Origin of the sequence: uncultured Fibrella sp. (genome assembly GCF_964250085.1) — a bacterium.
In the GTDB taxonomy this organism is placed as follows: Bacteria; Bacteroidota; Bacteroidia; order Cytophagales; family Spirosomataceae; genus Fibrella.
On sequence record NZ_CAXUEC010000012.1, the window covers coordinates 67,559 to 94,447 of the forward strand.

At 51.7% G+C, this 26,889-nt stretch carries 21 protein-coding genes; 8 read left to right on the plus strand and 13 right to left on the minus strand.

Annotation, left to right across the window (positions count from 1 at the left end; all coding sequences use genetic code 11):
* Positions 1-17 precede the first annotated feature (17 nt).
* The 4 genes from ACFE8Q_RS26965 to ACFE8Q_RS26980 all read right to left on the minus strand — a co-directional run bounded on the left by ACFE8Q_RS26965 (position 18) and on the right by ACFE8Q_RS26980 (position 7,217).
* Positions 18-1,829 carry a RagB/SusD family nutrient uptake outer membrane protein gene (locus ACFE8Q_RS26965; protein ID WP_375448561.1) on the minus strand — a complete coding sequence of 604 codons (1,812 nt, stop codon included), beginning with the start codon at positions 1,827-1,829 and terminating at the stop codon, positions 18-20.
* 6 nt (positions 1,830-1,835) lie between these two features.
* On the minus strand, positions 1,836-5,315 hold the full coding sequence (locus ACFE8Q_RS26970; RefSeq protein WP_375448562.1) for a SusC/RagA family TonB-linked outer membrane protein: 3,480 nt from the start codon (positions 5,313-5,315) through the stop codon (positions 1,836-1,838).
* Between the two features lie 178 nt (positions 5,316-5,493).
* Entirely contained in the window at positions 5,494-6,567 is a 1,074-nt protein-coding gene (locus ACFE8Q_RS26975; RefSeq protein ID WP_375448563.1) for a FecR family protein, read from the minus strand.
* Between the two features lie 59 nt (positions 6,568-6,626).
* On the minus strand, positions 6,627-7,217 hold the full coding sequence (locus ACFE8Q_RS26980; RefSeq protein ID WP_375448564.1) for an RNA polymerase sigma factor: 591 nt from the start codon (positions 7,215-7,217) through the stop codon (positions 6,627-6,629).
* A gap of 1,161 nt (positions 7,218-8,378) precedes the next feature.
* On the opposite strand from ACFE8Q_RS26980, the gene ACFE8Q_RS26985 reads away from it, so the two are divergent.
* The gene (locus tag ACFE8Q_RS26985; RefSeq protein ID WP_375448565.1) at positions 8,379-10,301 is read left to right on the plus strand and encodes an ATP-binding protein; all 1,923 of its coding nucleotides are present in this window, start codon (positions 8,379-8,381) and stop codon (positions 10,299-10,301) included.
* Here ACFE8Q_RS26985 and ACFE8Q_RS26990 read toward each other — a convergent pair.
* The 3 genes from ACFE8Q_RS26990 to ACFE8Q_RS27000 are packed head-to-tail and all read right to left on the minus strand — an operon-like array spanning position 10,286 to position 13,550.
* Positions 10,286-10,879 (minus strand): biliverdin-producing heme oxygenase, encoded by a 594-nt coding sequence (locus tag ACFE8Q_RS26990; RefSeq protein ID WP_375448566.1) that lies wholly within the window; start codon positions 10,877-10,879, stop codon positions 10,286-10,288. The genes ACFE8Q_RS26985 and ACFE8Q_RS26990 overlap by 16 nt on opposite strands.
* Positions 10,876-11,307, minus strand: coding sequence for a response regulator (locus tag ACFE8Q_RS26995; protein ID WP_375448567.1), 432 nt, complete (start codon positions 11,305-11,307; stop codon positions 10,876-10,878). The genes ACFE8Q_RS26990 and ACFE8Q_RS26995 overlap by 4 nt, the downstream gene beginning before the upstream one ends.
* Entirely contained in the window at positions 11,304-13,550 is a 2,247-nt protein-coding gene (locus tag ACFE8Q_RS27000) for an ATP-binding protein (RefSeq protein ID WP_375448568.1), read from the minus strand. The genes ACFE8Q_RS26995 and ACFE8Q_RS27000 overlap by 4 nt, the downstream gene beginning before the upstream one ends.
* Positions 13,551-13,840: 290 nt before the next feature.
* On the opposite strand from ACFE8Q_RS27000, the gene ACFE8Q_RS27005 reads away from it, so the two are divergent.
* Positions 13,841-14,722 carry an alpha/beta hydrolase gene (locus ACFE8Q_RS27005; protein ID WP_375448569.1) on the plus strand — a complete coding sequence of 294 codons (882 nt, stop codon included), beginning with the start codon at positions 13,841-13,843 and terminating at the stop codon, positions 14,720-14,722.
* Positions 14,723-14,821: 99 nt separating this feature from the next.
* Here ACFE8Q_RS27005 and ACFE8Q_RS27010 read toward each other — a convergent pair whose 3' ends face one another.
* From ACFE8Q_RS27010 to ACFE8Q_RS27030, 5 genes are all read right to left on the minus strand, one after another.
* A complete protein-coding gene (locus ACFE8Q_RS27010; RefSeq protein ID WP_375448570.1) occupies positions 14,822-16,147 on the minus strand; it encodes a porin in 1,326 nt (441 codons plus the stop codon).
* 111 nt (positions 16,148-16,258) lie between these two features.
* Positions 16,259-17,689, minus strand: coding sequence for an inorganic phosphate transporter (locus ACFE8Q_RS27015; RefSeq protein WP_375448571.1), 1,431 nt, complete (start codon positions 17,687-17,689; stop codon positions 16,259-16,261).
* A gap of 206 nt (positions 17,690-17,895) precedes the next feature.
* Complete coding sequence (locus tag ACFE8Q_RS27020) at positions 17,896-19,326, minus strand: inorganic phosphate transporter (protein WP_375448572.1); 1,431 nt, start codon at positions 19,324-19,326, stop codon at positions 17,896-17,898.
* A gap of 206 nt (positions 19,327-19,532) precedes the next feature.
* Positions 19,533-19,868 carry a hypothetical protein gene (locus ACFE8Q_RS27025; protein WP_375448573.1) on the minus strand — a complete coding sequence of 112 codons (336 nt, stop codon included), beginning with the start codon at positions 19,866-19,868 and terminating at the stop codon, positions 19,533-19,535.
* 13 nt (positions 19,869-19,881) lie between these two features.
* Positions 19,882-22,119, minus strand: a complete 2,238-nt coding sequence (locus ACFE8Q_RS27030; RefSeq protein ID WP_375448574.1) for an FG-GAP-like repeat-containing protein — start codon at positions 22,117-22,119, stop codon at positions 19,882-19,884.
* A 30-nt stretch (positions 22,120-22,149) separates the two neighbouring features.
* Here ACFE8Q_RS27030 and murF point away from each other — a divergent pair, with 30 nt between their 5' ends.
* From murF to ACFE8Q_RS27060, 6 genes are all read left to right on the plus strand, one after another.
* The gene (murF, locus tag ACFE8Q_RS27035; protein ID WP_375448575.1) at positions 22,150-23,454 is read left to right on the plus strand and encodes a UDP-N-acetylmuramoyl-tripeptide--D-alanyl-D-alanine ligase; all 1,305 of its coding nucleotides are present in this window, start codon (positions 22,150-22,152) and stop codon (positions 23,452-23,454) included.
* 197 nt (positions 23,455-23,651) lie between these two features.
* Positions 23,652-24,314, plus strand: a complete 663-nt coding sequence (locus ACFE8Q_RS27040) for an SGNH/GDSL hydrolase family protein (RefSeq protein ID WP_375448576.1) — start codon at positions 23,652-23,654, stop codon at positions 24,312-24,314.
* A 158-nt stretch (positions 24,315-24,472) separates the two neighbouring features.
* Complete coding sequence (locus ACFE8Q_RS27045; RefSeq protein ID WP_375448577.1) at positions 24,473-24,760, plus strand: hypothetical protein; 288 nt, start codon at positions 24,473-24,475, stop codon at positions 24,758-24,760.
* Between the two features lie 124 nt (positions 24,761-24,884).
* Positions 24,885-25,328, plus strand: a complete 444-nt coding sequence (locus ACFE8Q_RS27050; RefSeq protein ID WP_375448578.1) for a 3-oxoacyl-ACP synthase — start codon at positions 24,885-24,887, stop codon at positions 25,326-25,328.
* Positions 25,329-25,399: 71 nt separating this feature from the next.
* Entirely contained in the window at positions 25,400-25,759 is a 360-nt protein-coding gene (locus ACFE8Q_RS27055; protein WP_375448579.1) for a PadR family transcriptional regulator, read from the plus strand.
* 2 nt (positions 25,760-25,761) lie between these two features.
* Positions 25,762-26,424: a hypothetical protein gene (locus ACFE8Q_RS27060; RefSeq protein ID WP_375448580.1), complete on the plus strand. Its 663-nt coding sequence runs from the start codon at positions 25,762-25,764 to the stop codon at positions 26,422-26,424.
* Here ACFE8Q_RS27060 and ACFE8Q_RS27065 read toward each other — a convergent pair.
* On the minus strand, positions 26,421-26,889 hold a 469-nt coding region (locus ACFE8Q_RS27065), incomplete at its 5' end, for a PD-(D/E)XK nuclease family transposase (protein WP_375448581.1). The two genes, ACFE8Q_RS27060 and ACFE8Q_RS27065, sit on opposite strands and share 4 nt — an antisense overlap.

The window sequence follows — 26,889 nt, forward strand, 5'->3', positions numbered from 1 at the left end:
TTTTTTTAAAATCAGTATCAATAACCTGTATTCTGTGGAAATTTAGGGCCTTCAACAGTCCGGTCTATTTGCGTTTGAGGAATCGGACGAAGAACGTGAAAATCCTGGATGTAAGGGGCTGCTTCAGGATTCCAGGCTTTCACACGACGTACCAGTGATTTAGTGCGAACCAAGTCCTGATTTCTCATCCACTCACCAAACAATTCCCTGCTTCGCTCATCCAGGATGAAATCAACGGTCACATCACTCGCCTGAATTGTCATCGCCGTAGCCGCCGCCGTGTTTTGTGCGGCCGTATTGGTTTTACGATAAGCCGCCCGCTGGCGAATTACGTTAAGGAGTTCAGCCGCTTTTACTTTGTCGCCAGCCATCAGATACGCTTCTGCTCCTACCAGATACACTTCGGCAAAACGAGTAAGAACGACCGGCCGGGTTGAGGGGTCATTGAAGTTAGTACCCCGACTTGGGTCCATATGCTTCTTGATGGCCGGATATAAATTGGCATTCCAGGTGCTTGGTGGGGCAACGATTCCTTTGAACGGTCTCGTGCCAACAAATTGAGGAGCACCTGCCACTTCAAAATCAGGTAGCCATACAGCCGTATCAACACCGATCTGCGTTGTATAGCCGATACCGCGTTTGTTATTGGCTGCCGTTGCTGTGTTGGTTACGGCTGTGTTAGCGATATAGACCGTATAAAACGTATTGGCAAAGCGTGAGTCTACATCCCTTTTTACGAAAGCCTGGTCAAGAAAGTAATTTTTTCCAGCGAACTCCCCGGTCGTTTGTTTCACACTGTTTGGGCGAATACGGGCATATGGGCGACCATAGTACGAATCACGTATCATGCCCGACGTTCCAGAGTTTACCAGCACGCCCGAGGCATTCACAAACGAATTGACACCACTGTTGTTTGGGTAGTTCCAGTTGGCAAACCAGGGCGTTAGGTTTTGGCCATCACCACCACTCGCACCGCCACCTACTGAGTAAAGACCAAATTTGGCGTCTAATACGTGGTCGCTCACAAACATGGTTTCTTTGCCATAATCATTGGCGGGCACAAAAGCGTCGCCAAAGTCCTGCCACAAGTCAAGGCCATACGTTGCTTTCGCAGCAATAAGGTCACTCGATATCTTAGCTGCCTGGGCAAAATCGGCCTGTGAGTTTGTTAGCCATCCACGAGTCAGATACGCTTTTGCCAGGAAGAAAAGGGCAACCGGTTTGGTAGCTGCTTTACCTAGAAATGGAGCGGTCGGCTTATCAGGTAAACCAGCAGCGGCTTCGGTTAAATCCTGAATGATCAACTTGTAAACCTCAGTTGCCGGATCTCTTTTGGCACTTTGCGAAGGCACGGTAATAAAATCAGTGCTTAGCGGAATATCTCCCCACGTTTGCACCAAATAAAAATACCAGAACGCTCTCAAAAACTTGGCCTGTGATAGATACTGGTTTTTTGTTGCCGCTGGCAGGTCAATGCTCTGGCCAAACTTCAACACCCCATTAAGCGTATTGATGGCGACAAACGATGTACCCCAGGCCGAGCCGAAATTGCTAGCGTTCAATCCGTTGAACGTATGTACGGGACCACCGCCGCTACTGGCTCCCTGAATAAATTCGTCTGTTCCTGCTTGCATTTCAGACGAGAAGCCTTCGGTTCCCCATTGGTTCCGGGTTAAATTATATACCCCGGCAATACCACCCAGCACCCCGGCAGGGCTATTAAAGTAAGAGGGTACAATCTGTGATTGTGGCTGTTCTTCCAGCACTTTATTACAACCCAGGCAGGATAATAAAGTGAAGACAACTATGGCAAAATTTATTTTTTTCATCTTGACTTAAAATTTAAGATTTACGCCCAGTGTGTATTGACGAACCGGTGGGTTGTTCAGGTTTACCGTAACGAACCGGTTGAAGTTACCTCCCTGAATTGTGTTACCGTAGCCGTTTCCTTCCGGATCAACAGCCAGTTTGTCTCTAACCAGTGGCGAGTAAAGAATAAACGGATTGGTAGCATTCAGGTAAATGCGGGCAGAGGTAACACCAATCTTTTTCAGTACTGACGTATTTACCGTATACCCCAGATTGATACTTCTCATTTTGATGAATGAGCCATCCTGGTACGACGTAGTCGACGTAAAGTTCCGTACACCACCACCAGCATCAGGCCGTGGGAACGCATTCGTTGGGTTCTCAGGTGTCCAGTAATCCATTACTATTTGGTTTGAACGTCCCTGATTCAGGAAGCCAAACCCAGAACCACCACCCGACGTACCTGACAAGTACGGAACAACCACTTTCATGCCCATCCGGGCGAACGTTACGATCGAGAGATCGAACCCTTTATAGCTAATCCGGTTGGTCAAACCACCTTCCCAGGCTGGCTGGAAATTGCCAATAATTTTGCGGTCATCGGCATTAATGATCCCATTACCATCCACATCCTCAACCCGAATCTCACCCGGAAGCTGCGTCGGTGACGTTTGCTTTTTCAGGGTGCCGTTGTCGGCATCTGCCTGCTGCCAGATACCGATTTTATTGTAATCATAAATTACAGTAAGTGGCTGACCAACAAACCAGAAGTTGCCTTTGTTATCCAGCTCGGATGGGGTAGTTAACTGCGTAATTTTTTCCCGGTTAAAGAAATACGTTACATCAGTGCTCCAGTTAAATCCGCCTTTATTTCTGAAAATGTCGAACGTCAGCGATGATTCAAACCCGCGACCTTCTGTTTTCCCCAGGTTTTTCAGTGTAGAGCTAGCCCCGTTGCTTTCTGGCAGATTGACCGACAGCAGAATGTCTTTTGACTGCTGGTAATACACATCAAATGTGCCAGTGATGCGGTTATTGAATAAACCGATCTCCAACCCAATGTCTGACTGAGCCGTTGACTGCCAACCCAGATTACTGGCTGGCAGGCTGGTCACGGTGTAGGCAAGCGCCTGACCTGCCGCGGTTGTACCGAAGTTATAGTAGTTTGCCGACAGTGCGCCTAAGGTAGCGTACGCCCCTACGTTACGGTTCCCCGAAATACCCCAGCCCCCTCTCACTTTCAGGTTTGATATCGCGGGTACGCTCCTCATAAATGGTTCGTCGATGACGTTCCAGCTCAAACCAATGGCAGGATAGTTGAAATACTGATTGGCCGGTGATAAGGTCGACGAACCATCTCTACGAAATGTAGCCGTCAAAACATATTTGTCGTTGAACGTATAGTTCAGACGAGCCATGTACGATACTAGTCCCGTTTCACCGAAGGAGTTACCAAAATCTGTAGGAGCAACCGGCGTGCCGGAAGCCAGCGCAAAATTGGCCGTCTTAATGTAATCAGCCGGAACCCCCTTTACCGTAAATCGGCTGCCCAGGTTATGGTTCTTGGTAATTTCATACAGAGCAGTAAAGCCAAGCCTATGTTTTGCGGCAATGGTTTTATCGTAATACAGCAGGTGCTGCATGTTCACGTCCCAATATTCAGTATTTCTGATTTCAGCGCTGGATACACTTTGATCAACACCTGTGTTCACGAATGTATTTGGTGGACCGTAGCCGTTGAAACCAGTCTGACTGTAGTTCAAACCGGCATTGAATCGATACCGGAGGCCATCCAGAATGCCAACTTCCGCATACAGGCTGTTGAATGTTCTGACCGAACGCTCGTTCGACAGAATATCGTTACCCCGCGTGATGAGCGTAAGTGGAGTTACTGCCTGTGCTTCAATGGTGCCCCGTTTGGGATTCAGCAGGATCGTGCCATCATCATTGTAGGGCTTGATCAGTGGCGACAAACGGACCAATTCTGTTGGAACACCTCCACCCGCAGGGTCATTTCTGAACGTGAGCGTATTGATGGTATTTAACCCTACTTTGACACGCTTACCAAGTTTCTGGTCTACGGTAGCCCGGATGTTCATACGCTGAAAGTCCTGGTTCGGCATGATACCCGTTTCATTGAAATAGCCCAGGCCTATGCCATACTGCGTATTTTCTACTCCGCCCTGCAACCCGAGCTGATGACTGGTATTGAAGCCCTGTTTGTACAGCAGATCCTGCCAATCGGTAGAAACACCGGCGGCCAGGTTTGTCCGCTCCTCATCCGTTAGCGGATAAGCCGTTGTACCAGCTCCCTGCGTGTTCAAGGCGGCGGCAACGTCTTTGAACTTAGCATACTGTGCTCCATTCATGACGTTATATTTGCTCATGATGCTTGTCACACCATGATAGCCATCATACGATAGAATGGGTTTACCAATTTTACCCCGCTTGGTCGTAATCAGGATCACACCACCCGCGCCCCTCGAACCGTAGATGGCCGTTGCCGACGCGTCTTTCAATATTTCGAGGTTGGCAATATCGTCTGGGTTGATATCATTCAACCCCCCGAACGGAATACCATCGACCACAACGAGAGGACCATCGAGCCCATCACCATTACCAGTTGTAAGCGAGCGGTTACCACGAATACGAATAGAGGCCTGGCTGCCGGGCGTAGAGCCGTTACTAACAATGGATACACCCGCTGCCCGTCCTTTAAGCTGGTTAAGCAGGTTTGGTGCCGGCACTTCTTTCAACGTAGCCTCGGTGACTGTGGCAACTGCACCTGTTACATCCCGCTTGCGCTGGGTACCGTAACCTACTACAATTACTTCATTCAATGTTTTATCATCAGCTACCAGCGTGATATTGATCACTTTCTGAGAACCGACCCGTACTTCCTGAGACACATAGCCAATATAAGAGAAAACAAGCGTTGCCTTTTCGTCTGGCACAGTAAGCTTATAGTTACCATTTACATCGCTGGACGTACCCCGGCTTGTGGATTTTATCTGAATGTTTACACCCGGCAGGCCCTCACCGTTCTCGGCTACAATGCGACCTGAGATTTGCACCTCCTGTGCCTCTAAAGGAGAGGGGCTTACCTCAACAGACGTAGTAGCTGGCTGGTTGGTTACAGGGGTTGTGCTCCGTTTGATCACAATCTGTTGGCCAACAACCTCAAAGCTTAACTTAAGCGGAGTCAGTATCTGACTCAATACCAAAGAAAGTTGCTCGTTCTTAGCTTCGTAACTGATTTTTCGCTGTGACTGGGCAATCTCCCGGCTAAACAGAAAGCGAACATCGGTCTGCTTTTCAATTTGTTTGATTATAGTCTCAACGGCCTGGTTTTGGGCAGAGACAGTCACTCGGCGGCCCAGAAGTTCCTGGGCTTTGCCGTCGAAGGCGAAGTTTATGTTTGTCAGAATCAGAGCAAGCAGAATTTGTGTGCTTGATACTTTCATGATCCTGGCCCACAGAGTGCGGTCAAGTAAAGTGTAGTACATAAGTTTGGGTACGTTGTTTTTGTGATTTTGTAATGGCATTGGCGTCTCTGCTCGCAAAAGGCAGCAATGAGTCAGGAACTACACCTGGTCGTGGCGACACATGTGTATTGTTCGTTGGAAAGAATAAGGAGTGTATTCATAGCGTCATGTCTACAATGATCAAGGATATAGTAACTAGTTAATTACAGCCCTTACTGTGAATAATTACTTGATTATCAATAACTTCAAACGATGAATCTATCGTTAAACAGACAAGTCGAATCTTCTCCAGAAAAGGCATATCATCCAGATTTCCGGTGAATGTGCACTGGCCTGTTAAAGCCCGATCGTAGCGAATTGGCATATGGTAGTTTGCCTCAAGCTTATCCAGGACATCGGGGACAGCCGTATAATTGAACGTAAATTCCTGCGCCATAATAGTCGACGGCTTTTCGTCGGCCAGAAAGTGCTCGTGCCTGATGAGCTGCTTCGTTTTAGGCTTCACGTCAAGTTCTTCGTTGACAGTCAACAGAATTGGCTTCGCCTGCGATCTGGTGGCAGAGACTTCTACGCGTCCTGTCTTCACTTTCACATAAGCGGTAGTCTCTCCTGTAAAAGAACGTACCTGGAAACTGGTGCCCAGCACCTTGGTGGTCAAGCTGGCGGTGTAAACCATAAATGGTTTGGCCGGGTTCTTTGTCACCTCAAAGAAGCCTTCACCCTGTAGGTATACTTCACGAAGTGGGTGATTGGTCTTCTTTTGAAACCGTAACTGACTCCCTGCAGATAGCAACACCGATGAGTTGTCGGGCAAAAACACGACCAATGGCTGACCCGATCCATTGCTGACTGTTTGCCAGACTGGATCGTCTGCAACTTGCCCGGAGTGAGAGGTATACTTCGTAAATTCAGCAGGCAACGTACCCCCGGACTGCCACCATAAAACCAGGATGAACACGGCAGCAGCAGCCAGCCAGCGCCCCCATTGCCAGATGATGGATGGGCGATGACTAGTAAACTGGCTGGATGAACGGTTTAGGATAGTCGCTTTCTGATCACTTATCTCCAAACTGGATATAACAATGTGTTCGCCCTGAATGACCAACAGCGCAGCAACGGCCTGTTCATACAGCTCTCTTTTCTCTGGGTGGTTAAAGAGCCACTGCTCCCAGAACAACCGATCCTGAGGGCGCTTTCCTAGAGCCCACTCCCGAAAGGCAGCGTTTTCCAGAAAATCCTCAATGGTTGATAAAGAGTCGGGAGGTAGATCCATTTGGTACTTTTCTACTATTTTTATTCATAGTATGAAGACCGTGCTCCTCTATACCCTCTCTACATCAGAAAATTTTTGAAAAGAATACAAATAGTCAAAAAAGCAGGCGACAGCCATTTACTGCGCATCTTGCTAAGTGCCTTCTGCAAGAAGTTAGATACGGATTGGCGGTTTACGTTCATAACATCAGCAATCTCGGGTATAGATAAGCCTTCATAGTAGCGTAAGTACAGGGCTTCACGCTCCCGAGCCGGCAACGAGGCCAGTTGAATCTGGATGGTGTTTGTTAGCATATCGAGTGACTCCTTTAGAATCATCAATGACTCTGAGTCTGCTTCTTCTGCCCCTGAATCATCCCAGTCCAGTTCCTGGAAGGTGGCTCTTTTTTGTACGCGTAGATATTGTAATATGTGATGCCGAAGCGCTTTGAATAAATAATGTTTAACAGACTCGGTCTTATTTATATGCAGGCGGTTTTGCCAGAGCTGTAAAAACAGCTCCTGAATGCAATCTTCAACAATAAACTCGTCGACCTTAAACTTCAGGCCATAGTGCTTCAACGAGCGATAATACCGTTCGACTAACTGGCCTAGCGCCTCTCTATCGCCCTGACGATATAGCTGCCATAACTCGGGATCCTGGTAAGTCATAAGGCTGGATTTTTAAGTGTTGAAAAGCGAGCTAGGGTATACTAAATTTTATTGCTTATTTCTAACGGTATTATATATACGTAAATACAGCACTGGGTTTGCGCCCTACTTGTTCGGGTGAAACTGAACGGCGGGGTCTGCTTTATGCTACAATTGATCGGCCCTGTTATAAATTTTGTAGCAATCGATTTTCCAAACACGAGTTGCATATAGTGTTATGTGTCAATAAGACACATTTTAAAAAATAGCGAGTTAGCCTCATCTCGTACGTAATCAGCATATAGCAAGAAAGACAGGCGCGTTGAAAGGATTCGCTTAGTCTTACAAGTAAAGATCGTATTAGTAATTCAGTTGGCGTGTAATGAGAGTACAATTTTACAATGGTATAATTACAAAAAAGCGACATTAATTGATAATTAATTGTAGTATTTAAACCCGTAGTGCCTGTAAGTACTTAATCTGTAGCAATACGTATTGTTTTTACTACGTTGATGAGCCTTGTAAGGGTGAAAATGATTGGATTGTTTGCGAAGCCAGCCAGCTATATGTTCATCTTTCAATAGCTGTCAGGTACGTTCACAAGCTGTCCATCGAAGTCGATCTACTTCTGTTGCGGATCGTTGTCCAGCGTGGTCACCAACGATATCAATCAGGATAGCCCTGTGGGTGACAGGAAAAATAGTTATATAACAGATAGTCAAGGAAATAGACGGCCATTATAATCCAGATTCGTTCCTGACCCTGCTGCTTCGAATACCAGCAGGCCAACGTACCTGAGCTTGATGTCGAGCTGGGCCTGGCATAGATTGCAGCGACAAACTAACCGAAGGGGTCAGCGCCTGTCGTGAGCACGACAGCCGTTGTCTAACTCATACTCCACGTTCAGGTAAAAATTCGCCGTTCGTTCCCAGTCGATAAAGTTAGACGGATGATTATCAGCGAACCGCTGTGAATACAACAACCAGTGCGTAGTATAGCGTTGTCAAACGTAGCTGTATAAAAAAGGCATAGTTGATCCAGCCAGCGCTTACTGTAGATTCTTGCAGGCTTTTCAATTAGTTTTGCTTACTGCGTTTGCCTTGCTTCTATGTATAGTGTCTTTCCAGGTGTTTTCCAGTGTTCGATCACATTCAACGTAGTATAAACTATAGTTCTCTGTCGGTGCCATCGTCAATTACGGATGTAACGCTGCTGCAGGGCGTACTCAACGCCTCACCTGGTTGTTTGGCCTACTGCGAGCCAGTACGCATAACCACCACAGATTCGCAGCAGAAGCAGATTATAGATTTTGTGTATCGGGTTGTCAACGTTAAGATGAGTGAGCTTATTGGTCAGCCCATTGATCGGATCATTGGGCATCGAATGACCGACCTGGCTACTTTGGCCAACGTAGACACTCTTTTCGACCGATACGTCGATGTGATCGAAACCGGTCAGGCAGCTACGTTTGAAGTATCTCTTTATACAGCTACTCACAACGGCTGGTACTTGATTACTGCCGAGCCCTTGAGCGCAGGGTTGGTTATTTCACTCATCGACATCAACGACCGAAAAAGCGCGGAACTACAGGCCCGGCAACAGACAGCCGAGATTCGGGCTACGCTGGACGCTTCGCTGAATAGTATTCTGCTGATGCGGGCCATTCGCGACGAGACCGGGCAGATCATCGACTTTCGGATGGAAACGGCCAATCAGGCGGTCATGAACAGTTTGTTTAAAACACCCGACGAACTGGTAGGGCGCAATTTGCTGGATGTATTTCCCGGCAATATTGAGTCCGGTTTTTTTGCCCTTTATGCTCGGGTAGCCGACACGGGCCAGTCTGAAAAAGCTGAATACTATTATCAGGATGTCAACGGATTCAAAGGCTGGTTCGAGGTGTCTGTTGTCAAGCAGGCACCCGAGCTAATTGTGCTGACGTTCAACAACGTTACTACCCAGCGGGAAGACCAACTCGACCAGCAGCGACAGGCTCAGGTGCTCCAGGCTATCCTGGATCACTCACAAACGGCCATTTCGCTGCATACACCGATCCGCGACGAACGGGATTATATTATTGATTTTCAAGCAGTTCGCGCTAACTTTCAAGCTACTGTAAATTGGGGGACACTGGCGGATGCGATGCTTAGTCAAACGTTCCTGACCCTTCGGCCTGATGCGCGCGGTACCGAGGAGTTTGCCAGGTACGTTCGCGTCATTGAAACGGGAGAGCCTGACGTGTTTGAGTTTACCCACAACCGGAGGCATTATGTGATCACCATCGCCCGGGCGGGAGGTGATGTGGTGATGTCGGCGGTTGATGTTACGTCCGACCGGCAGTATCGGCATGAGCTTGAAACCCTGAACCGGACGCTTCAACAGTCGAACGAAAGCCTGCAATCGTTTGCCTATGTGGCCAGCCACGATTTGCAGGAACCCCTGCGCAAGATTCAGGCGTTTGGCGATATCCTCCAAAGTCAGTTTCAGGATAACCTGTCGGATGGGGAACGCGACATGACCCGGCGTATTCAGAAATCGGCCAGCCGCATGCAGCAACTGGTGAAAGACCTGCTGGCCTATTCACAAATAACTGCCCGGCGCGATCCGCAGCAGCCCGTTGCCCTGGGCGATGTGGTCACCGATGTGATCAGCGATCTGGAAATTTCGATCAATGAAGCCAACGCCAGCCTACAGGTGGCCGCCTTGCCGACCATTCTGGGCAATGAATCCCGGCTGCGGCAACTGATGCAAAACCTGATCGTGAACGCCATCAAGTTCCGGCGTAAAACGCACCCGCTCGTTATCAGGATCGACTGCCGCGTGGCCCAGTCCGACGAACTGCCCAGCGGACTGGTTGAATCAATGCCCTACTGGCTGATTACGGTATCCGATAATGGCCTTGGTTTCGACGAAAAATACAAGGATCGTATTTTCCAGCTCTTTCAGCGGCTACACGATTCTACGGCCTACAGCGGAACGGGCATTGGCCTGGCTATCTGCCAGCGGGTTGCCGAGAGCCACAACGGAGCCATTGATGTGAGCAGCACTCCCGGCGAAGGCACCACTTTTTCCGTCTTTCTGCCGGTTTATCAGGCTGCGGTCTGACGACTGGGTACGTTACTGCAGGTATGGTCAAACAAGTCGGCATAGAGTATAAACGCCCGTCTGGCTCCGTCGACCACTGCGGGGTGGTTGTCTGGCTGCTTGGCCAAAAAAGCGATAAACGAGCGCCATCTGTCTCCTGTTTCGGCCCCGTAGCCCCGGTAAAAGCGAGCCTGATCCAGCAACGGTTGCAGGGCCGGGCTTTGCTGTAGGTAGTGCCAGACCGTTTTTCCACCCAGCATCGACCCTTCTCCTACATAGGCAGCGCCCAACAGCCCGGCGGGCGACCAGTTGGCAAATAGGTCCGGCATTGTTGGCGGCACGCGCTGAAGTTGCGCCAGATCGGCCAGAAGCCACGGTGTTTTTCGGCGTGTATCGGGTTCGTAGTCCGAGAAAAAAGCAGCCTGACGGTCAATCGCCTCCTCCAGTGCCTGATGGAACGCGCCGTGAATCAGCAGCAAATGCGTGTACTGATCGGTGGTGAGTGTTCCGCTGCGCAGGGCATCCGTATAGAGCAACTGCTCTGTCTGCTCGTGCAGGGGGCGGGTCTCTTGCCGCAGTCGGTCAATCAATGGAGTCATGTGTGGTCGGTGCGGGTATTATCAGCCAGCCAGAACTGGCAAAGCCCTTGCAGCAGCGCACCCGTTGCCTGGTAACTGCCCGGTTTAACAATGTACGCATTGATGCCGGCAGCATACGCCTGCTGAATGTCCGACGGACTGTCGGAGGTGCTGAATGCAACGACGGGCAGCCAGCGGATCTTCTCGGAGGAACGTACCCAGTCCAGCACATCGAATCCACTCATACCCATCAAGTTCAGGTCTAACAAAACCAGTTTGGGCAGGGGAGACTCTTCGTCAACGTAACGGCCCTGCCCCGAGAGGTAATTAACGGCTTCTGAACCGCTACGCAGGATGGTGTACTTAATGGGGCGGTCCAGCTTTTTGATCAGCCGACTAAAAATATCGGCGTCGTCCTCATTGTCTTCAATATACAAAATATCAATCATCTCTCATTCAACTGAACAATCGGAAACGAAACATGAAACGTGGCCCCCCGGTTCGGCTCGCTATGGTACCATATTTTGCCACCATGACGGTTCACAACGCGTTTGACAATGGCTAGCCCAACGCCCGACCCTTTGAATGAACGGGCATTTTCCAACCGCTTGAAGAGGTCGAACAGCTTACCAGCTTCCTTCATATCGAACCCGATTCCGTTATCCGACACGGAATAAATCACGTCCTGCTCTGTTTGCTGGCCACTCACCTGAACGCGGCCTTCGGGGACCAGGCGGGTGTATTTGGCGGCATTCGACAACAGATTGGTGAACAGTTGGCGGGCCATGATCGAGTCGGCCGTGAGGGGTGGCACATCGGCGAGTTGGATCGTCAGTGTCCGATCTTTTTCGGTAACCAATATTTCTTCCCGAATGTCTTCAAGCAGCTTGTTCATGTCGATGGACTCTGCATTGATTTCGGTGCGGCCCATGCGTGAGTAGTACAAGATATGACGGATCAGCGCCCGCATTCGATCGGTCGAATCCACAATCTTCTGAAAGAGCACACGGGCATCCGGGTTGAGGTCGTTCCCATATTCTTCGAGCAGAATCTCGGCGTAACACCGAATGGATGACAACGGGGTGCGCAGGTCGTGGGAGACGGTATAGCTAAACGCATCCAGTTCTTCGTAGGCAGCCTGTAGGCGCTGATTAAGCTGCCGAATTTCGTTGGCCTGGCGGGTAACGATCTGTAGAATATCTTCCCGGAGCTTGATCGCCGCAGCCACTTCAGCTTCTGCCCAGGGTTCAGACGTGTTATGAACCTGTTCGGTCCAGGCTGCAAAGCTTTTACGCGGACTGATCCGGGCCTGTCCATCCTCGCTGACGGTGACGGGCTTGTCTGGATTACCCGCCCAGGTTACCTGCTGCACCTGTTCTGGCTTGAACCAGAGCAGGTACTCGTTCATTTCCTTCGACAAGACGATCGCTAACAGGCCGGCACCCACCGCCCGAAACGATTCAGCATTGGGGTACAGGCCAGGCAACTTGTTTGTCTCCAGAAAAGAGTCGGTATCCGTCGCCTTCAGCCAGTCTATCAGGTCACGAATGGCCGGTTCATCGGGCGTTTCGCCCATCCGATATTGCTGGTTGTTGAACAGCAACACGGCCCCGCTGGCATTAGTCAGGTCCAGGGCTGTTACCGAATGCCGGGTGAGCGCCCGAACAATATCCTCATCGGCGAGAAGGTGCTCGTGCAGTTTTTTACCATGTTCGACAACCAGCCTGAACTGCGACTGATCTTCTTCGTCTTTTCTGAACTCGAGCGCCGCCGAGAGCAGTTGACTTACGAATTTGGCGGCCTGCCGTGAACTGTAGTCTACAAAGCGAGGCGAATAATGATGACACGACATCAACCCCCAGAGTTCGCCCCGGTAGAGGAGTGAAATGCTCATGGAAGCACCCACGCCCATGTTTTTCAGGTACTCGATATGCACCGGCGAAACGGCCCGCAGCGTTGAATACGTCAGGTCAACGGGTTGGTCGGCGGGCCAGTCTGCTTGCGAGAGGATAGCGGCAGTTGGACTATGAACATCGGTAATAAGCCGCACCAAATTGGCTTTATACAGCTCGCGGGCCTGTTTGGGAATATCCGAAGCAGGATAATGAAGGCCCAGAAACGGTTCGAGGTAATCCTCTTTTTCTTCCGCCACAACCTGCCCATGCCAGTCGGCAGCAAAGCGGTACACCATGACCCGATCAAAACCAATAATGGTTTTAACCCGCCGGGCGGTGTTCTGCAACAGATCAATAAGCTGACGACTTGCCTGCACTTCATTGAGGGATTCGGCAATCAGGCGCTGGTTGAGGGGCGTTTGCGATAAAGCGCTGGCCGGCTCCCATTCAAGCAGTAACAGGCCGTTGTGTTCGTGAATGATCAGATTCCAGGTCTGGTCGTTAAGCCGGATCGCCTGCGGGTTAATATTTTCCCAGGACTCGTTGCGGCGACCTACGTTCAGCAATTCAACCAAAGTTGCCGCGGGCAGGTCCGTTTTGGCCAGTAGCACGTCGAGCGGCTGGCCGAGTATATCCGCGACTGGCTGCCCAAGCAGGTCAGGTACGTTCGAACTGGCATGGACAACCGTATATGTATCAGGCAATAAACCAATTAAGTACCCGTGCGACTGGATATGGCCTAAAATATGGATGGGCTCCTGTTCGCAGTTTGTCAGATCAACGTTGAAATCAGTCATTCAATGAATTGGCCTACAGCCTGTCTCCTAAGAGATAGTTTAGCGATTCTATTTATTTGCGTATAGCAATATACGTCATTTAAAGCGATTGAGCAGCGATTCTACGCAGAACCAGAGCCACCGGCTCTTGAGTACCAGGCTGTCGAGATGGTGTCTGGTACTAACGATGAAGTTGTGCATAAGTCGTATAGCCCAGCCATAACTTCCAGCCGAGTATATAGGTCATCCGCCTGCTCTGTGGTCAGTAAAGTAGATTAGGTTAACGCTTATAGGGTGTAACGCCTGACCTTATGAACGCAACCTATCGCCTCCTGTCTGCTTATCTGATCTGCTTTTTGCTGGGCACCGCAGCTAGTCAAATAGCGTCGGCGCAGTCGGCTCCGGTTCAGATTTCTCTTTGGCCCAATGGGGCTCCGGGTTTCGAAAGCCGACGTAATGAACCCGAACAGGCTAAAGACTACTGGGTACGTTCCATCAATAACCCATCCATCACCGTTTATCTGCCACCCAAAGAGAAGGCCACCGGGGCGGCCGTGCTCATCTGTCCTGGCGGGGGGCATCGGGAGTTGGTATTTAATGCTGAAGGGCGCCAGCCCGCCGAATTTTTGAACAGCATTGGCGTAGCCGCTTTTGTGTTGAAATATCGGTTGGCCCGCGAAGAGAACTCACCCTACTCGCTCGACAAACACCCACGCGAAGATGCCTACCGCGCCATGCGACTTGTTCGAAGTAAAGCCAGTGAGTTTGGCATCGATCCAAACAGGCTCGGTGTACTGGGTTTTTCGGCGGGTGGCGAAGTAGCTGAAATGATTGCTTATGCGCCGGGCAAAGGTCTCCCCGACGCGCCCGATCCTATCGATCGGCTGGATGGCAAGCCTGCTTTCCAGCTACTGATCTACCCCGGCCCACTGGGTGTTCCCGAAACAGTTCCAGCCGATGCCCCGCCAGCTTTTATGCTCGCCGCCAATGATGACCTCTGCTGTTCAGGGCCGATCGTTTCACTGCTTCAAAAGTACCGGGCCGCCAACGTGCCGATCGAAGTGCATATCTACACGCAGGGGAAACACGGCTTCAATATGGGCGACCGGTCGAAGTTAGCATCGATTCACAGTTGGCCCCAGCGAATGGCCGACTGGATGGCCGACACCAATCTGCTGGTACCTGGTAGGTGATTGGTTATTGGTTGATTGGTTATTGGTTATTGGTTAATTGGCTCCGCTCTATACAATTACGTACCTGAGCAGAGCCAATCAACTAATAACCAATCAACCTCAAAACCGATACTGGGTTCTGATTGTCAGCAGGTTGTCAGGTACGTCCGTTTCGAAACCGGGTAGGCTTGTGGTTTCATTGACCGGTATATCGTACCAGACAACGAGCTTCAGGTTACTGTTGGCGTAGTACAGATAGCCCAGGCCGAGCGTGTTGTACCGAATATCGGCCCAGGCAAATTTTCCGTCGATCTGCTTACCGGCCACCTGCGTATTGGGGTCGTACCAGTCATATTTGGCGACGAACTGGTGCTTCTCACTGCCCAGATGCTGGAGGTAATAGAAATACGCCCCGTTGAACTGCCGAACGTATAACGGGCTGGCTGTAGGTGCCGACACCGGATTTGGAACAATACCCGGCGTTTCGGTGCTGGCCTTGGTTGCCGTTTGCGTACCCTGAATATATTCGGCCCGCAATTCAGTGCGCCCTTTCCTATTTGGAATCCGGAGTTGAACATCGGCTCCATAATATCGGCGAGGTGCTATCGCTCCGGGTACAACAACGGTTCCATCGACAACGAAAGCGGGGGCATCGGCGGGGCCGTTCATCCGGTAAATTTCATTTGTGTATTGGCCAATACCGCCCCAATAACCAGATACACTGCCCGTTAACTGCACGCCCGATTTCGTCAACAGTTGCGGCTTAATGGTCAGGCGGCTGATGAAATCTTTATGCCCGTCGTAGTCACTGACACTAGCCAACCCAGGGCCATTGAATAACCCGGCGTCTATTTTCAGAAACCGCAGTGGATGTGCCGGATTTCGAGGCTCAACTGTCAGCATAGCCCCTAAATCGCGCTCCGTGCGCATCAGTAGTTGCGACATGCGCCCCCGTTCGGGTGATTCCCGGTCACCCGATCCGTAGTTAACTTCAAAGCCGAAAGGACGGGCAAACAGACCCGCCGTAATGTGGAGAAGATCGAATTTGTGCTCGTAGTAGCGGCCCCAGAAATCGCGGGTTTGCATGCCTCGCTCCGTTCCGTCGAATTGAAAGACAAACAGCACCGTTGGGCGTTTTTGCTCGTCGAAATGGGCGTAATCAATACGAAGGCGACCCCGACGTACGCTAAACCTGCTCTCAACGCCCGCAGGGAAATCGCCCCCGTTGAAGCTTCGTTGCCCCTGCGTTTCACCAAGCTGAAACTGTGGTTGAATGTAGCCGGAGATGTTGACGTATTCGTACTTATTGACAATGGACTGCAACGCTTTTTGCCGCGACGTGTCGATGCTACTTTCCGATAAATTACCCTGTTGTTGAGCCACTGCCTGCCTGGTACAAAGCAGTAGCACGACCAGCCAGAACGGGTGTATCTTTATCCTCTTCATGGTTCATATTGGTAGGGCACTCACAATGGAACACCTCACTGTAACTAGCTGTTACAGTGATGGTTCGTCAAAAATAGGGCGAGAATCAGCACGTTGATTGACGGAACTCGATTAGCCAAGCAGCCAGCGGAAGAGCAGAAACAGGGTGGCCGAAAGCAAAATTGCCATTGGCAAGGTCAGCACCCAGGCGAGTAAAATGCTCTGAATGGTTTTAGCCTGTAGGTTCTTGATGCCCTTGCTGGCTACCATGGCCCCGGCAATACCCGACGACAGGGCGTGCGTGGTACTCACCGGCGCTTTAAAGTCTGGAATCAACCCTGAAGCCAGGCCAATAGTAGCGGCGGCAACCAACTCGGCCGAGGCCCCTTGGGCGTAGGTCAGGTGCGACTTGCCGATCTTTTCGCCTACTGTCACCACAATCCGCTTCCAGCCAATCATGGTGCCAAAGCCCAGTGAGAGCGAGATCATCAGAATAACCCAGAACGGCGCATGATCGGTAAACTTGCGGATGCCTTTTTCTTCGACTACAGCCACCGATTTAAGCTCTGCTTTGTCGGCTTCACTAAGCTTCACAGCATCACTGGCGATAAGTTTTTTACTGTTGCTGCTGATGGTTAGCAGGGCTTTCCGCATCAGCAGGGCGTCTTCTTTTTTATACGTGTTGGCCGCAATTACAGGAGCCAGATTAGCCATACTTGTATTGATTGCCTGTAGACGCTCAATGTCAACCGCCGACAGTTGTGTGGTGTCAATCCGGGCCGTAATCTGCTGAATTTTAGCCATATCGGGCTTCAACTGAGCTATATCCAGGTTGGTGTCGAGGGCAAAGACCGTGGGTAGAATACCAATCAGGATGAGCATCACCAGCCCGATTCCTTTCTGCCCGTCGTTGCGGCCGTGGAAGAAGCTCACCAGCGTGCAGGTGATGATCAGCAGGATACGAATCCAGCCCGGCGGCGTCTGACCCGGCGTTGGTTCATCGAATATCTGTTTGCGTATCTGCTTACTCAGTGTACGACGCAACGTGAACATCAGCACAATGGCCAGGCTAAACCCGATCAACGGTGAGAGCAGCAAGGCTGAGAATACTTCTTTCACCTTATCCCAGTTCACCGCCGCTACGCCTGCCGTATTCTCAGGCAATAGCGCATAACCCAGACCAACCCCGATAATCGCGCCGATCAGCGTGTGCGAACTCGACGCAGGCAGGCCAAAATACCAGGTGCCAAAGTTCCAGATGATGGCCGAAAACAGCAGCGCCAGCACCATGGCAATGCTGTGATAGACGTTCTGGTCGATGAGCAGCTCCACCGGCAGCAGGTTGACAATGCTCATGCCCACCCCCACCCCGCCGGTGATGACACCGATGAAATTGACGATGCCCGACCAGACCACGGCCTGGGTGGGTTGCAGTGAATTGGTGTAGATGACAGTGGCCACGGCGTTGGCCGTATCGTGGAAGCCGTTGATGAATTCGAAGGCACAGGCGGCCAGTAAACAGAAGACAAGAAGAACGAAAACGCCGGTCTCTAAGCCGAACATACAGATTACAAGTTAGTTACGAATTTTACTCATGATTGAGTGGTGCAAAATTGAGTACGTTAGCGGTCAGAACGGTTGAATCAATATTAACAGATTGTTATGTTGTTAACATTACGGTAATGTTTGGGTAATATAAAAACAAAATCCCTGCTCAAGCCTTCGTTCAGAAAGCGTAAACAGGGACAATAACCAGGTGTATCGAAAGACTATCCCAGCAGCCAGCGGAAGAGCATAAATAGAGTCGCCGAAAGGATAACCGCAACGGGTAAGGTCAGCACCCAGGCCAGGGCAATGCTTTGCACCGTTTTGGCTTGTAGGTTCTTGATGCCTTTGCTGGCTACCATGGCCCCGGCAATACCCGACGACAGGGCGTGCGTGGTACTCACCGGCGCTTTAAAGTCTGGAATCAACCCTGAAGCCAGGCCAATAGTAGCGGCGGCAACCAACTCGGCCGAGGCCCCTTGGGCGTAGGTCAGGTGCGACTTGCCGATCTTTTCGCCTACTGTCACCACAATCCGCTTCCAGCCAATCATGGTGCCAAAGCCCAGTGAGAGCGAGATCATCAGAATAACCCAGAACGGCGCATGATCGGTAAACTTGCGCAAACCGACCTCCTCCACAGTGGCCGCTTTCGACAGGGCCGACCGATCCGCAACACTCATTTTCACGGCATCGCTATCCATCAGTTTACGGGCCGTACTGCTAATAGTCAGCAGAGCTTTCCGAATCTGAATGGCGTCTTTCTGTTCATACTTACCGGTTGTAATGGCTGGTTGTAAACTGGCCAGACTGACATCGATGGTCTTGATCCGATCCAGATCGACGGTAGACAACTGGCTCTTGTCGATCATGCCCACTTTTTGCTGAACAACCGCCAGATCAGGCTGTAATTGCTTGATATCGAGTCGTGTATCGATGGCGAAATACGTCGGTAGCACCCCGATCAGGATGAGCATCACCAGCCCGATTCCTTTCTGCCCGTCGTTGCGGCCGTGGAAGAAGCTCACCAGCGTGCAGGTGATGATCAGCAGGATACGTACCCAGCCCGGTGGTAATTGACCCGGATGCGGCTCATCGAACAACTGTTTTCGTAGGCCTTTGCTCAACGTGCGGCGCAACGTGAACATCAGCACAATGGCCAGGCTAAACCCGATCAGCGGTGAGAGCAGCAAGGCCGCAAACACTTCCTTGGCTTTATCCCAGTTCACCGCCGCCACGCCCATCGTGTTTTCGGGTAGCAAGGCGTAACCCAGACCAACGCCCAGTATTGCCCCGATCAGCGTGTGCGAACTCGACGCAGGCAGGCCAAAATACCAGGTGCCGAAGTTCCAGATGATGGCCGAAAACAGCAGCGCCAGCACCATGGCAATGCTGTGATAGACGTTCTGGTCGATGAGCAGCTCCACCGGCAGCAGGTTGACAATGCTCATGCCCACCCCCACCCCGCCGGTGATGACACCGATGAAATTGACGATGCCCGACCAGACCACGGCCTGGGTGGGTTGCAGTGAATTGGTGTAGATGACAGTGGCCACGGCGTTGGCCGTATCGTGGAAGCCGTTGATGAATTCGAAGGCACAGGCCGCTAAAAGGCACAGGGCCAGAAGAACGAAAATGCCGGTCTCTAAGCCGAACATACAGATAGTGAGTTAATTAGGCTTGCTCTCAATAGGTTAATCGTTTACAAAGTTGCCTATTGTTTAGAGGAGTACGCCGATCAGCCCATTAAGAAATTGTTAACCAGCCAGTGGAATTGGTTCAGCGCCGCTATAGCGTTGCAACGGATAAGCCTCGCTCCTGCCCTAAATAAAGATGCCCTTCCCGATTTGGGAAGGGCATCTTACTAAACTTCGTTGCCTTCTTCATCCGAAAGCTGATCCACTTCAGCCTGCATCTGCGCCTCATCTACATTGTCGAGGTCATTGTACAGGTCGGCGGGCAGGTCGCTGTCGTAGCTCGCTCTTTCCGACACCATATCGGTCATGTCGGTAGCTACGGCGTTGTCGGTGTACAAAATCGTATCGGACGCTTCTTCGTTGCCGGGATTCATGTTATCGGGCTGGCCATCGAGGCCGAGGTCAGCATAGATGGCCGGGGCCCCGTTGACATCATCGCCGGGCATATCGCCCCGTTGCTGATCAGGAATGTTCAGATCCAGATCGTCGTCGTCGTTGTTCATAGTCGTCAAGTGTTTAGCGAGCTAACACCACCCGACTGACTTTTGTTGGTTTATCCTCGGCTGTGAGCCGAAGCAGGTAAACACCGCCCGGCAACAGGGCCAGATCCAGCAGCGTGTCGATTTGCCCGGCCACCAATTGCGGCACCATCACCCGGCGGCCGTCCAGACTCAGCACATCCACCCGGCCCGGATGTGGTGACCGGATGGTAACGTATCTGTCGGTGGGGTTTGGAAATACCCAGGGTTTCCCGGCTTCCTCAACGGCCAGCACAGTCGCCTTTTCCGACGTGTTTCGAATGTACCGCAGCCCACCCGAAGCCGTGCCGACAACCAGGTCGGGCAGGCCGTCGGCGTCCAGATCACCCGCTGCCACCGAAAGGCCAATGCCGGGGTAACCCAACGTACCCAGCGTATCCAGCAACGTACCTGGCTGCGTGGGCTGGGTGGGCGGACGGTATAATTTGAGCCGACCAGCCCGCGTAGCCACCAGCAATTCGGGCTGCTTGTCAGCATTCATATCAAACATGGTCAGCGACGGGTTCCGCGCCAGCAGATCAACGCCAAAGCCACCATACGAATCGATCTGAAGCTGAAAAGCCGGGGCCGCCAACGTACCGGTATTGCGCAGGTATGTGATGTTTCCCGCCGAACCGCCAACCAGCAGATCGAGCTTTCCGTCGGCATCGATATCGGTAAACGTAACGGCCTCGCTACTCGAATAGCCCACCGAGTTAGGTAAGGTCAACGCCTTCACCGCCAACCGATTATACTGGACCGCTGCTCCTGTAGCCGCCGCATTGGGCCACCACTGAATCACCGATCCGGTAGCACCGCTGCCCGTCAGTATCAGGTCAACCGAGCCATTTCCATCCAGGTCTGCAAAGGTTGGGCGCAGGTTGGTCAGCGAGTCAGACAGGGAGAGGCCGAGGTAATCGGTGGTCACGAGCGCAAAGGCCGGGTTGGTGGCCGTACCCTTGTTTTCGAACTGCCACAAACTCGCCCTGAACCCCTTCGCGCCGATCGAGCCGCTATGCCCCACCAGTAGGTCCAGATCACCGTCGCCGTCCAGATCAGCCAGGGCTGGGGCCGCATTTTCGCCCACGTCAATCATGTCGCTTTGCAGAAAATCCGCTTTTACGTACTGGAAATCGGGTTTTGTCGCCGTGCCGTTGTTGTGGTAGAACAGATTCGATGCCCGGAAATCGAACACGTTGCCATCGTTGGCATAGACACTCGGCGAAGCCAGCAGATCAGCCCGTCCGTCGCCGTCGACATCCTCGAAAAAAGTAGCAGCAAAGGCAGGCAGCAGAATCGGTTTTTTCGCCGGAAAATCGGCATCGAACTTATAGAAATCGGCTTTGGCGGAGTTGGTCGTCCGGTTATACAGCACCGCTACATTCGAGCAGGTAACGTACCCAAACAGCAGTTCTTTCAACCCATCGCCATCGGTGTCAAAAACAGATATGGCATTCCCGGTATGCAACGGGCGGGCGTTGGGCAATCCCGTCCGTCCGCTCCCGTCAACGCTGCAATTGACACCAAACTGAAAATCGTTACAGAACGTCTTCTGGAAATTGCCCCAGCAGATGCCAATTCGCTTGAAATCCAGCCCGGCGGGAGCAACGGTACTACTGCGTTCCTTGCTCATGTTCTGGTAGTAAACGGCCAAATCGCCGCCTACATCGAACGCGACCACGTCAACATCACCGTCGCCATCGTAGTCCAGAATCGCTGGCGTGTCCGTTCCAGCCACATATAGATTAGTCCGGGCCGATAACCCTTCCTGATAAATCGGCGAGGCAATCAACTGCCAGTTCAACGTACCTGAAGTTGTCGATACGTTTCGCCATACCTGCGCACCCGACGGAGCCGAGGCGAACAGGTCTTTTCGGCCATCACCATCATAATCGACCAGGACCAGCCAGTTGATGACAGTCGGAAATTGCCGCTCGTATTGCGGTGCATATTGCCACACGAAGGCACCACTGGCATCGCTCGCCGCCAGAAACGTACTGATCTTATCGGTTGTCCGGTCAAACACCACCAGATCGGGGCGTGCGTCGCTGTTGAGCGAAATCGTATTGAACTGGCAGGTGTTCAGGCCACCCGCCCAGGCATTGGGCAACGCCCGACCCGAGACGGTGACGGCGGCGCGCTGATCATACTCAAATGAAATGCGTTGCGCCATCACCCGCGAAAGTGATCCCCCTACTGCCAGCAAGTACAGAACCGTCGTAAACCAGTTTTTCATCTTACTTTTGAACGAAATCAGGGGCCACTTATGACATCAACAACCCTCCTCTACGATAAATTTCTGACTTGCAGCGGCGTATCTACCGATACGCGGCAAATTACCCCCAATTGCCTGTTCGTCGCTCTGCGCGGCGATACCTTCAACGCCAACGAATTCGCCTTGCAGGCACTGGCTACGGGTGCCAGTTACGCACTCGTCGACGATCCAGCCGTGGCCGCCGCCGACCCGCGTTGCCTGCTGGTGGCCGACACGCTGGTAGCCCTTCAGGAACTGGCCCAACACCACCGTCAGCAGTTCACCTGCCCGGTGATCGGCCTGACGGGCAGCAACGGCAAAACGACCACCAAAGAACTGATTGCCGCCGTATTGAGCCGCAGGTACGTTACCGAAGCCACCAAAGGCAACCTCAACAACCACATTGGTGTTCCGCTGACGTTGCTGCGCATCAATCCCGCCACCTGCCAGATGGCCGTTGTGGAAATGGGCGCCAACCATCAACAGGAGATTGCCATGCTGAGCCGGATCTGTCAGCCCACCCACGGCCTGATTACCAACGTAGGCAAAGCCCATCTGGAAGGGTTCGGTGGACTGGCGGGTGTACGAAAAGGCAAAGGTGAGCTGTTCGACTACCTGGCCGAAACGGGCGGAACCGTTTTCGTGAACGCCCAGAACGAAACGCTGATGGCCATGCACGCCGAACGGACGTTTATCAATACCGTTTTTTACCTGACCAACAACCAGCCTGAACTGCTGCTCGAAGCACCTGTTGCGGTGTATCGTACGGCCACTGGTGCAACCGTACAAACGCACCTGCCGGGCCGCTATAACTTCGAGAATGTAGCCGCTGCCTTGGCCATCGGTGCCCATTTCAACGTACCTGAAGCCGACGCCAACGCGGCTGTAGCGGCCTACAATCCAACCAACAACCGCTCGCAGGTGGTGGTAAAAGGCACCAACACGATCCTGCTCGACGCTTATAATGCCAACCCCAGTTCAATGGCGGCCGCGATCAGGCAGTTTGGTCAACATCATGCCAACGACGGACCCGCTCCGCGTAAAGCCGTGTTGTTGGGCGACATGTATGAACTGGGCGATGAAAGCCCCGCCGAACACGCTGCACTGGGTACGTTGGTAGCCGAACAGGATTTCGATCTGGTTATTCTGGCCGGGAAAGACATGAAATATGCTCTGCCAGCGCTGCCGAAAGCGTATTATTTCCCCGACAAATTCTCGCTTCATAACTGGATCGCTGATAACCCCATGACCGATACGCACATCCTGATCAAAGGCTCACGCGGCATGGGCCTCGAAAGTGTCGTGCAGTTCATTTAATGCTACGCTGTCATTAAGTAGTCATTTGCCTGCGGCGTCATTAGGTTGGCATTCATTGTCATTACGCTACGCTGTCATTTATAGTAAAAACGATGAATGACAGCGTAGCGTAATGACAATGAATGCCAACCTAATGACCCCATCCTTAAACGTTCTGCTCCCGAATTAGTCTTACTATCAAACAAATCCATTCAAGTATGAAAAATACACTCTTTTCGCTGGCAATCCTGCTCACGCTGCTGACCGTGCCAACGTGGGCTCAGCAAACGCCAGCCACTCTGGAAACCGACATTGCGGCGCTTGAGGCCCAGGACAAGACCACGCCGCCACCAGCAAACGGCATCGTGTTCGTAGGCAGTTCGTCGATCCGACTCTGGAACGGCCTGAAAGAAGCCTTTCCGGGTAAGCCGATCATTCAACGCGGCTTTGGCGGCTCTACCCTGGGCGACGTGATTAAGTACATGCCCCGCCTCATCCTGCCTTTCAACCCAAAACAGGTTGTGCTCTATGCAGGTGACAACGACATTGGCCAGAACAATAAAACCGCCAGGGATGTCTACAGCCAGTTTCTGACGTTTTTTATGCTGATGCGTAAGCAGCTTCCCAACGCTACGATCACCTACGTTGCCGTGAAGCCCAGCCCGGCGCGGAAGCAGTTTATGCCCGTCACCGTCGAGGCAAACAACATGATCAGGCAATACCTTGCCGGCCAGAAAAACACGTCGTTTGCCGATGTGTATACACCCATGCTTGGTGCCAACGGTCAGCCCCGCCCCGAACTGTTCGTAGCCGACAGCCTGCACATGAGCCCTAAAGGGTATGAGGTTTGGAAAAGCGTGATCGGTCCGGTGCTGAAATAGCCTGGTACGTTGCCCATAATCGATTTAACTGTCATTTAACTGCTGCTTCACGGCCCTTTAACCAGAGCCCGGTAGCTTTACCATGCGAGCTCACCATAGCTGACCCATGTGGGTACGTTCAGTTGAACGACGCGTAAACCAGGTTAAACGAAACGATTATGAAACAGGCATTTGTATTGGCACTGGCCCTTACCCTATCGGTAGTTGGCGCAGCCAGCGCACAGGACAACAAAGCGGCTAAAAAAGTAATAACCGCCGAGAAAAAAGCAGAAGTGGCCGCCGACAAAGAGGAGCTGAAATCATTGAAAGCCGACCGCAAGGCCGACAAGATGAACGGTGACAAAGAAGCGCTGAAAGCTGACCGCAAGAAGACCTATCAGGCCGATAAGAAAATGGTGAAAGACCAGGCCAAAAAAGACGCGGCGGTCGTGAAAGAAAAACTGTAGGGTACTGCTCTTTTAGTTTAAAGTACAATGAACCTGATAAATTGCTCGCTTTCCACGTGAGCAGTTTGTCAGGTTTTTTTGTTGTACACAAACTGAACGCTCTACCATACCCAGCCATCACACGATGACCAAACAGTCTCTTTATAACCAATGCCTTGCCTACGTGCAGCAACGCATCGACACGGCCACGGAAGCGATGCGGGCGGCGCAGGAGTCGGCCAATTCAGAGTCGAAAAGCTCGGCGGGCGACAAGTACGAGACCGGGCGGGCAATGGCACAACTCGAACGCGACCGTCACGCTCAACTCCTGGCCGACGCCCAGCGGATGAAGCAGGAACTGGAGCATATCGATCTGGCCCCGGCACCGCTCGTTCGGGCGGGAAGCCTCGTGAGGACCGGGCGGGGTACGTTCTTTATCAGCATCAGTGCCGGTCGTATTTCGCTGAATGGCACTGAGTACATGGCCGTATCAGCCGCCTCGCCAATCGGGGTGGCGTTGCGTGGCAAACGGGTGGGCGATACGGCTGTTTTCAACACAATCAGGTACGTTATAGAGGCAATCGAGTAAGTCTGGTCAATGCCCTCAAAAAAAGTATACCTATAATTTGTAGGTATACTTTTTTTATGCACTTTTGGGTCATGACTGACAAAGCGAATCAACCGTTACTGAAAGGGAGCCTATCGGTGATTATCCTGAAACTGCTCGAAAACCGCGAGCGGATGTACGGCTACGAGATCACGCAGCAGGTGAAGGCCATTACAGCGGGTGGCGTGGCTATTACCGAAGGCGCGCTGTATCCTGCCCTGCATAAACTCGAAGCCGAAGGATTACTCACCACCGAAACCGAAGTGGTCGACGGGCGGGCGCGCAAATACTATTCGTTAACCAAAACCGGCAAGACTGAAGCCGTAAACCGAGTCGATGAGTTGATGGCGTTTATGCAGAACCTGCAAACGATCCTTGCTCCCGCTTTCGCTACGACAAAACCAGCTCTCTAACCATGCTCACGCCTGCCCAACTGACGCTCATCGACAAGCACCTGCGCAGCGATAACTGGCTGCTCAACAACGTCCTCATCGCCGAGCTGACCGATCATTACGTGGACGCCATTTCGGATAAGATGGGGCAAAACGTGCCGTTTGAGGTAGCCCTCCAGGATGTGCACCGTTCGTTTGGTGGGCGGAAAGGGCTGTTAAAAATGGAGGAGAATTACCAGAAGACGCAGGCGAATACCAATTCACGGGTATACAAGGATGCGTTCAAAAAAGCATTCCAGCTACCCGGATTAGGCTATACACTGCTGATTTGGACGATTTGCTACGGAATCGTTCGCACGTTCCCGTTCGATTGGTTTTCCGCACAGATGAACCGCGCAAGTGTGCTGTCATTCTTTGGCATACTATGCATCTTCACAGGTGTGATTGTTTATGCCTTTGTTAGGGTATACCGGGAAGTACGTACAGGTACTTTATCCCTACACGCGCCAACCTACACCATGTTTCAATCGACCATTGTTCTAGCCTACCTTTCTGTCATTTTGCCCGTTCGTCACTTCGCTGAAACGCAACCGATTTTATGTGCACTGGTGATGACGCTGGTTGGCATTCACGAATGGGCCGGTATGCACATGCTGGCGCACGTGTATCGCAAGCGGACGGCCTAGTAAGCAGCGCGTAACTGGTCAACCTCTGACTCGGTTAAGCCCGTCAATGCCGAAATAAGAGTGTTATCAAGGCCTTGACGAATTGCATTGAGTGCTGTTTCACGATTGGCTTTTGCCAGTCCTTCAGCTAATCCCTCAGCTTTACCTTCAGCTAATCCTTCAGCTTTACCTTCGAGATATCCCTCTTCGGTGGCCGTGTCGGTTACATTTTTCAAATCCCGGTAGTGTTTCAGGCTGTCCTGGTACGCCCACCGGTCGGTCTCGTTGAACTGTGCTAATTCGGCCACCTGAAAAAGTTTTGTAAAAATTCGTTCCTGTAATCGTTCGGGGATCTGGTCTAGCCGGGCTAAATTTTTGAGCACGTAAAGCCACTTTTCATACCTTGTTTCCAGTTCGTCAATTGGCTTGTTTGGGGTGGTCCTGTTTAGCCGGACAGTAGCTAAGAGACAATTCTTGGATTTTTCT

What these genes read in the sequence shown, in the direction of transcription:
- ACFE8Q_RS26995 (WP_375448567.1), bottom strand. Translation starts at nt 11,307, where the DNA reads ATGATTGATATTTTGTATATTGAAGACAATGAGGACGACGCCGATATT.
- ACFE8Q_RS27020 (WP_375448572.1), bottom strand. Translation starts at nt 19,326, where the DNA reads ATGTTCGGCTTAGAGACCGGCATTTTCGTTCTTCTGGCCCTGTGCCTT.
- ACFE8Q_RS26970 (WP_375448562.1), bottom strand. Translation starts at nt 5,315, where the DNA reads ATGTACTACACTTTACTTGACCGCACTCTGTGGGCCAGGATCATGAAA.
- ACFE8Q_RS27030 (WP_375448574.1), bottom strand. Translation starts at nt 22,119, where the DNA reads ATGAAAAACTGGTTTACGACGGTTCTGTACTTGCTGGCAGTAGGGGGA.
- ACFE8Q_RS27060 (WP_375448580.1), top strand. Translation starts at nt 25,762, where the DNA reads ATGCTCACGCCTGCCCAACTGACGCTCATCGACAAGCACCTGCGCAGC.
- murF (WP_375448575.1), top strand. Translation starts at nt 22,150, where the DNA reads ATGACATCAACAACCCTCCTCTACGATAAATTTCTGACTTGCAGCGGC.
- ACFE8Q_RS27040 (WP_375448576.1), top strand. Translation starts at nt 23,652, where the DNA reads ATGAAAAATACACTCTTTTCGCTGGCAATCCTGCTCACGCTGCTGACC.
- ACFE8Q_RS26975 (WP_375448563.1), bottom strand. Translation starts at nt 6,567, where the DNA reads ATGGATCTACCTCCCGACTCTTTATCAACCATTGAGGATTTTCTGGAA.
- ACFE8Q_RS26980 (WP_375448564.1), bottom strand. Translation starts at nt 7,217, where the DNA reads ATGACTTACCAGGATCCCGAGTTATGGCAGCTATATCGTCAGGGCGAT.
- ACFE8Q_RS27010 (WP_375448570.1), bottom strand. Translation starts at nt 16,147, where the DNA reads ATGAAGAGGATAAAGATACACCCGTTCTGGCTGGTCGTGCTACTGCTT.
- ACFE8Q_RS27005 (WP_375448569.1), top strand. Translation starts at nt 13,841, where the DNA reads ATGAACGCAACCTATCGCCTCCTGTCTGCTTATCTGATCTGCTTTTTG.
- ACFE8Q_RS26990 (WP_375448566.1), bottom strand. Translation starts at nt 10,879, where the DNA reads ATGACTCCATTGATTGACCGACTGCGGCAAGAGACCCGCCCCCTGCAC.
- ACFE8Q_RS27000 (WP_375448568.1), bottom strand. Translation starts at nt 13,550, where the DNA reads ATGACTGATTTCAACGTTGATCTGACAAACTGCGAACAGGAGCCCATC.
- ACFE8Q_RS27025 (WP_375448573.1), bottom strand. Translation starts at nt 19,868, where the DNA reads ATGAACAACGACGACGACGATCTGGATCTGAACATTCCTGATCAGCAA.
- ACFE8Q_RS27055 (WP_375448579.1), top strand. Translation starts at nt 25,400, where the DNA reads ATGACTGACAAAGCGAATCAACCGTTACTGAAAGGGAGCCTATCGGTG.
- ACFE8Q_RS27050 (WP_375448578.1), top strand. Translation starts at nt 24,885, where the DNA reads ATGACCAAACAGTCTCTTTATAACCAATGCCTTGCCTACGTGCAGCAA.
- ACFE8Q_RS27045 (WP_375448577.1), top strand. Translation starts at nt 24,473, where the DNA reads ATGAAACAGGCATTTGTATTGGCACTGGCCCTTACCCTATCGGTAGTT.
- ACFE8Q_RS26965 (WP_375448561.1), bottom strand. Translation starts at nt 1,829, where the DNA reads ATGAAAAAAATAAATTTTGCCATAGTTGTCTTCACTTTATTATCCTGC.
- ACFE8Q_RS27015 (WP_375448571.1), bottom strand. Translation starts at nt 17,689, where the DNA reads ATGTTCGGCTTAGAGACCGGCGTTTTCGTTCTTCTTGTCTTCTGTTTA.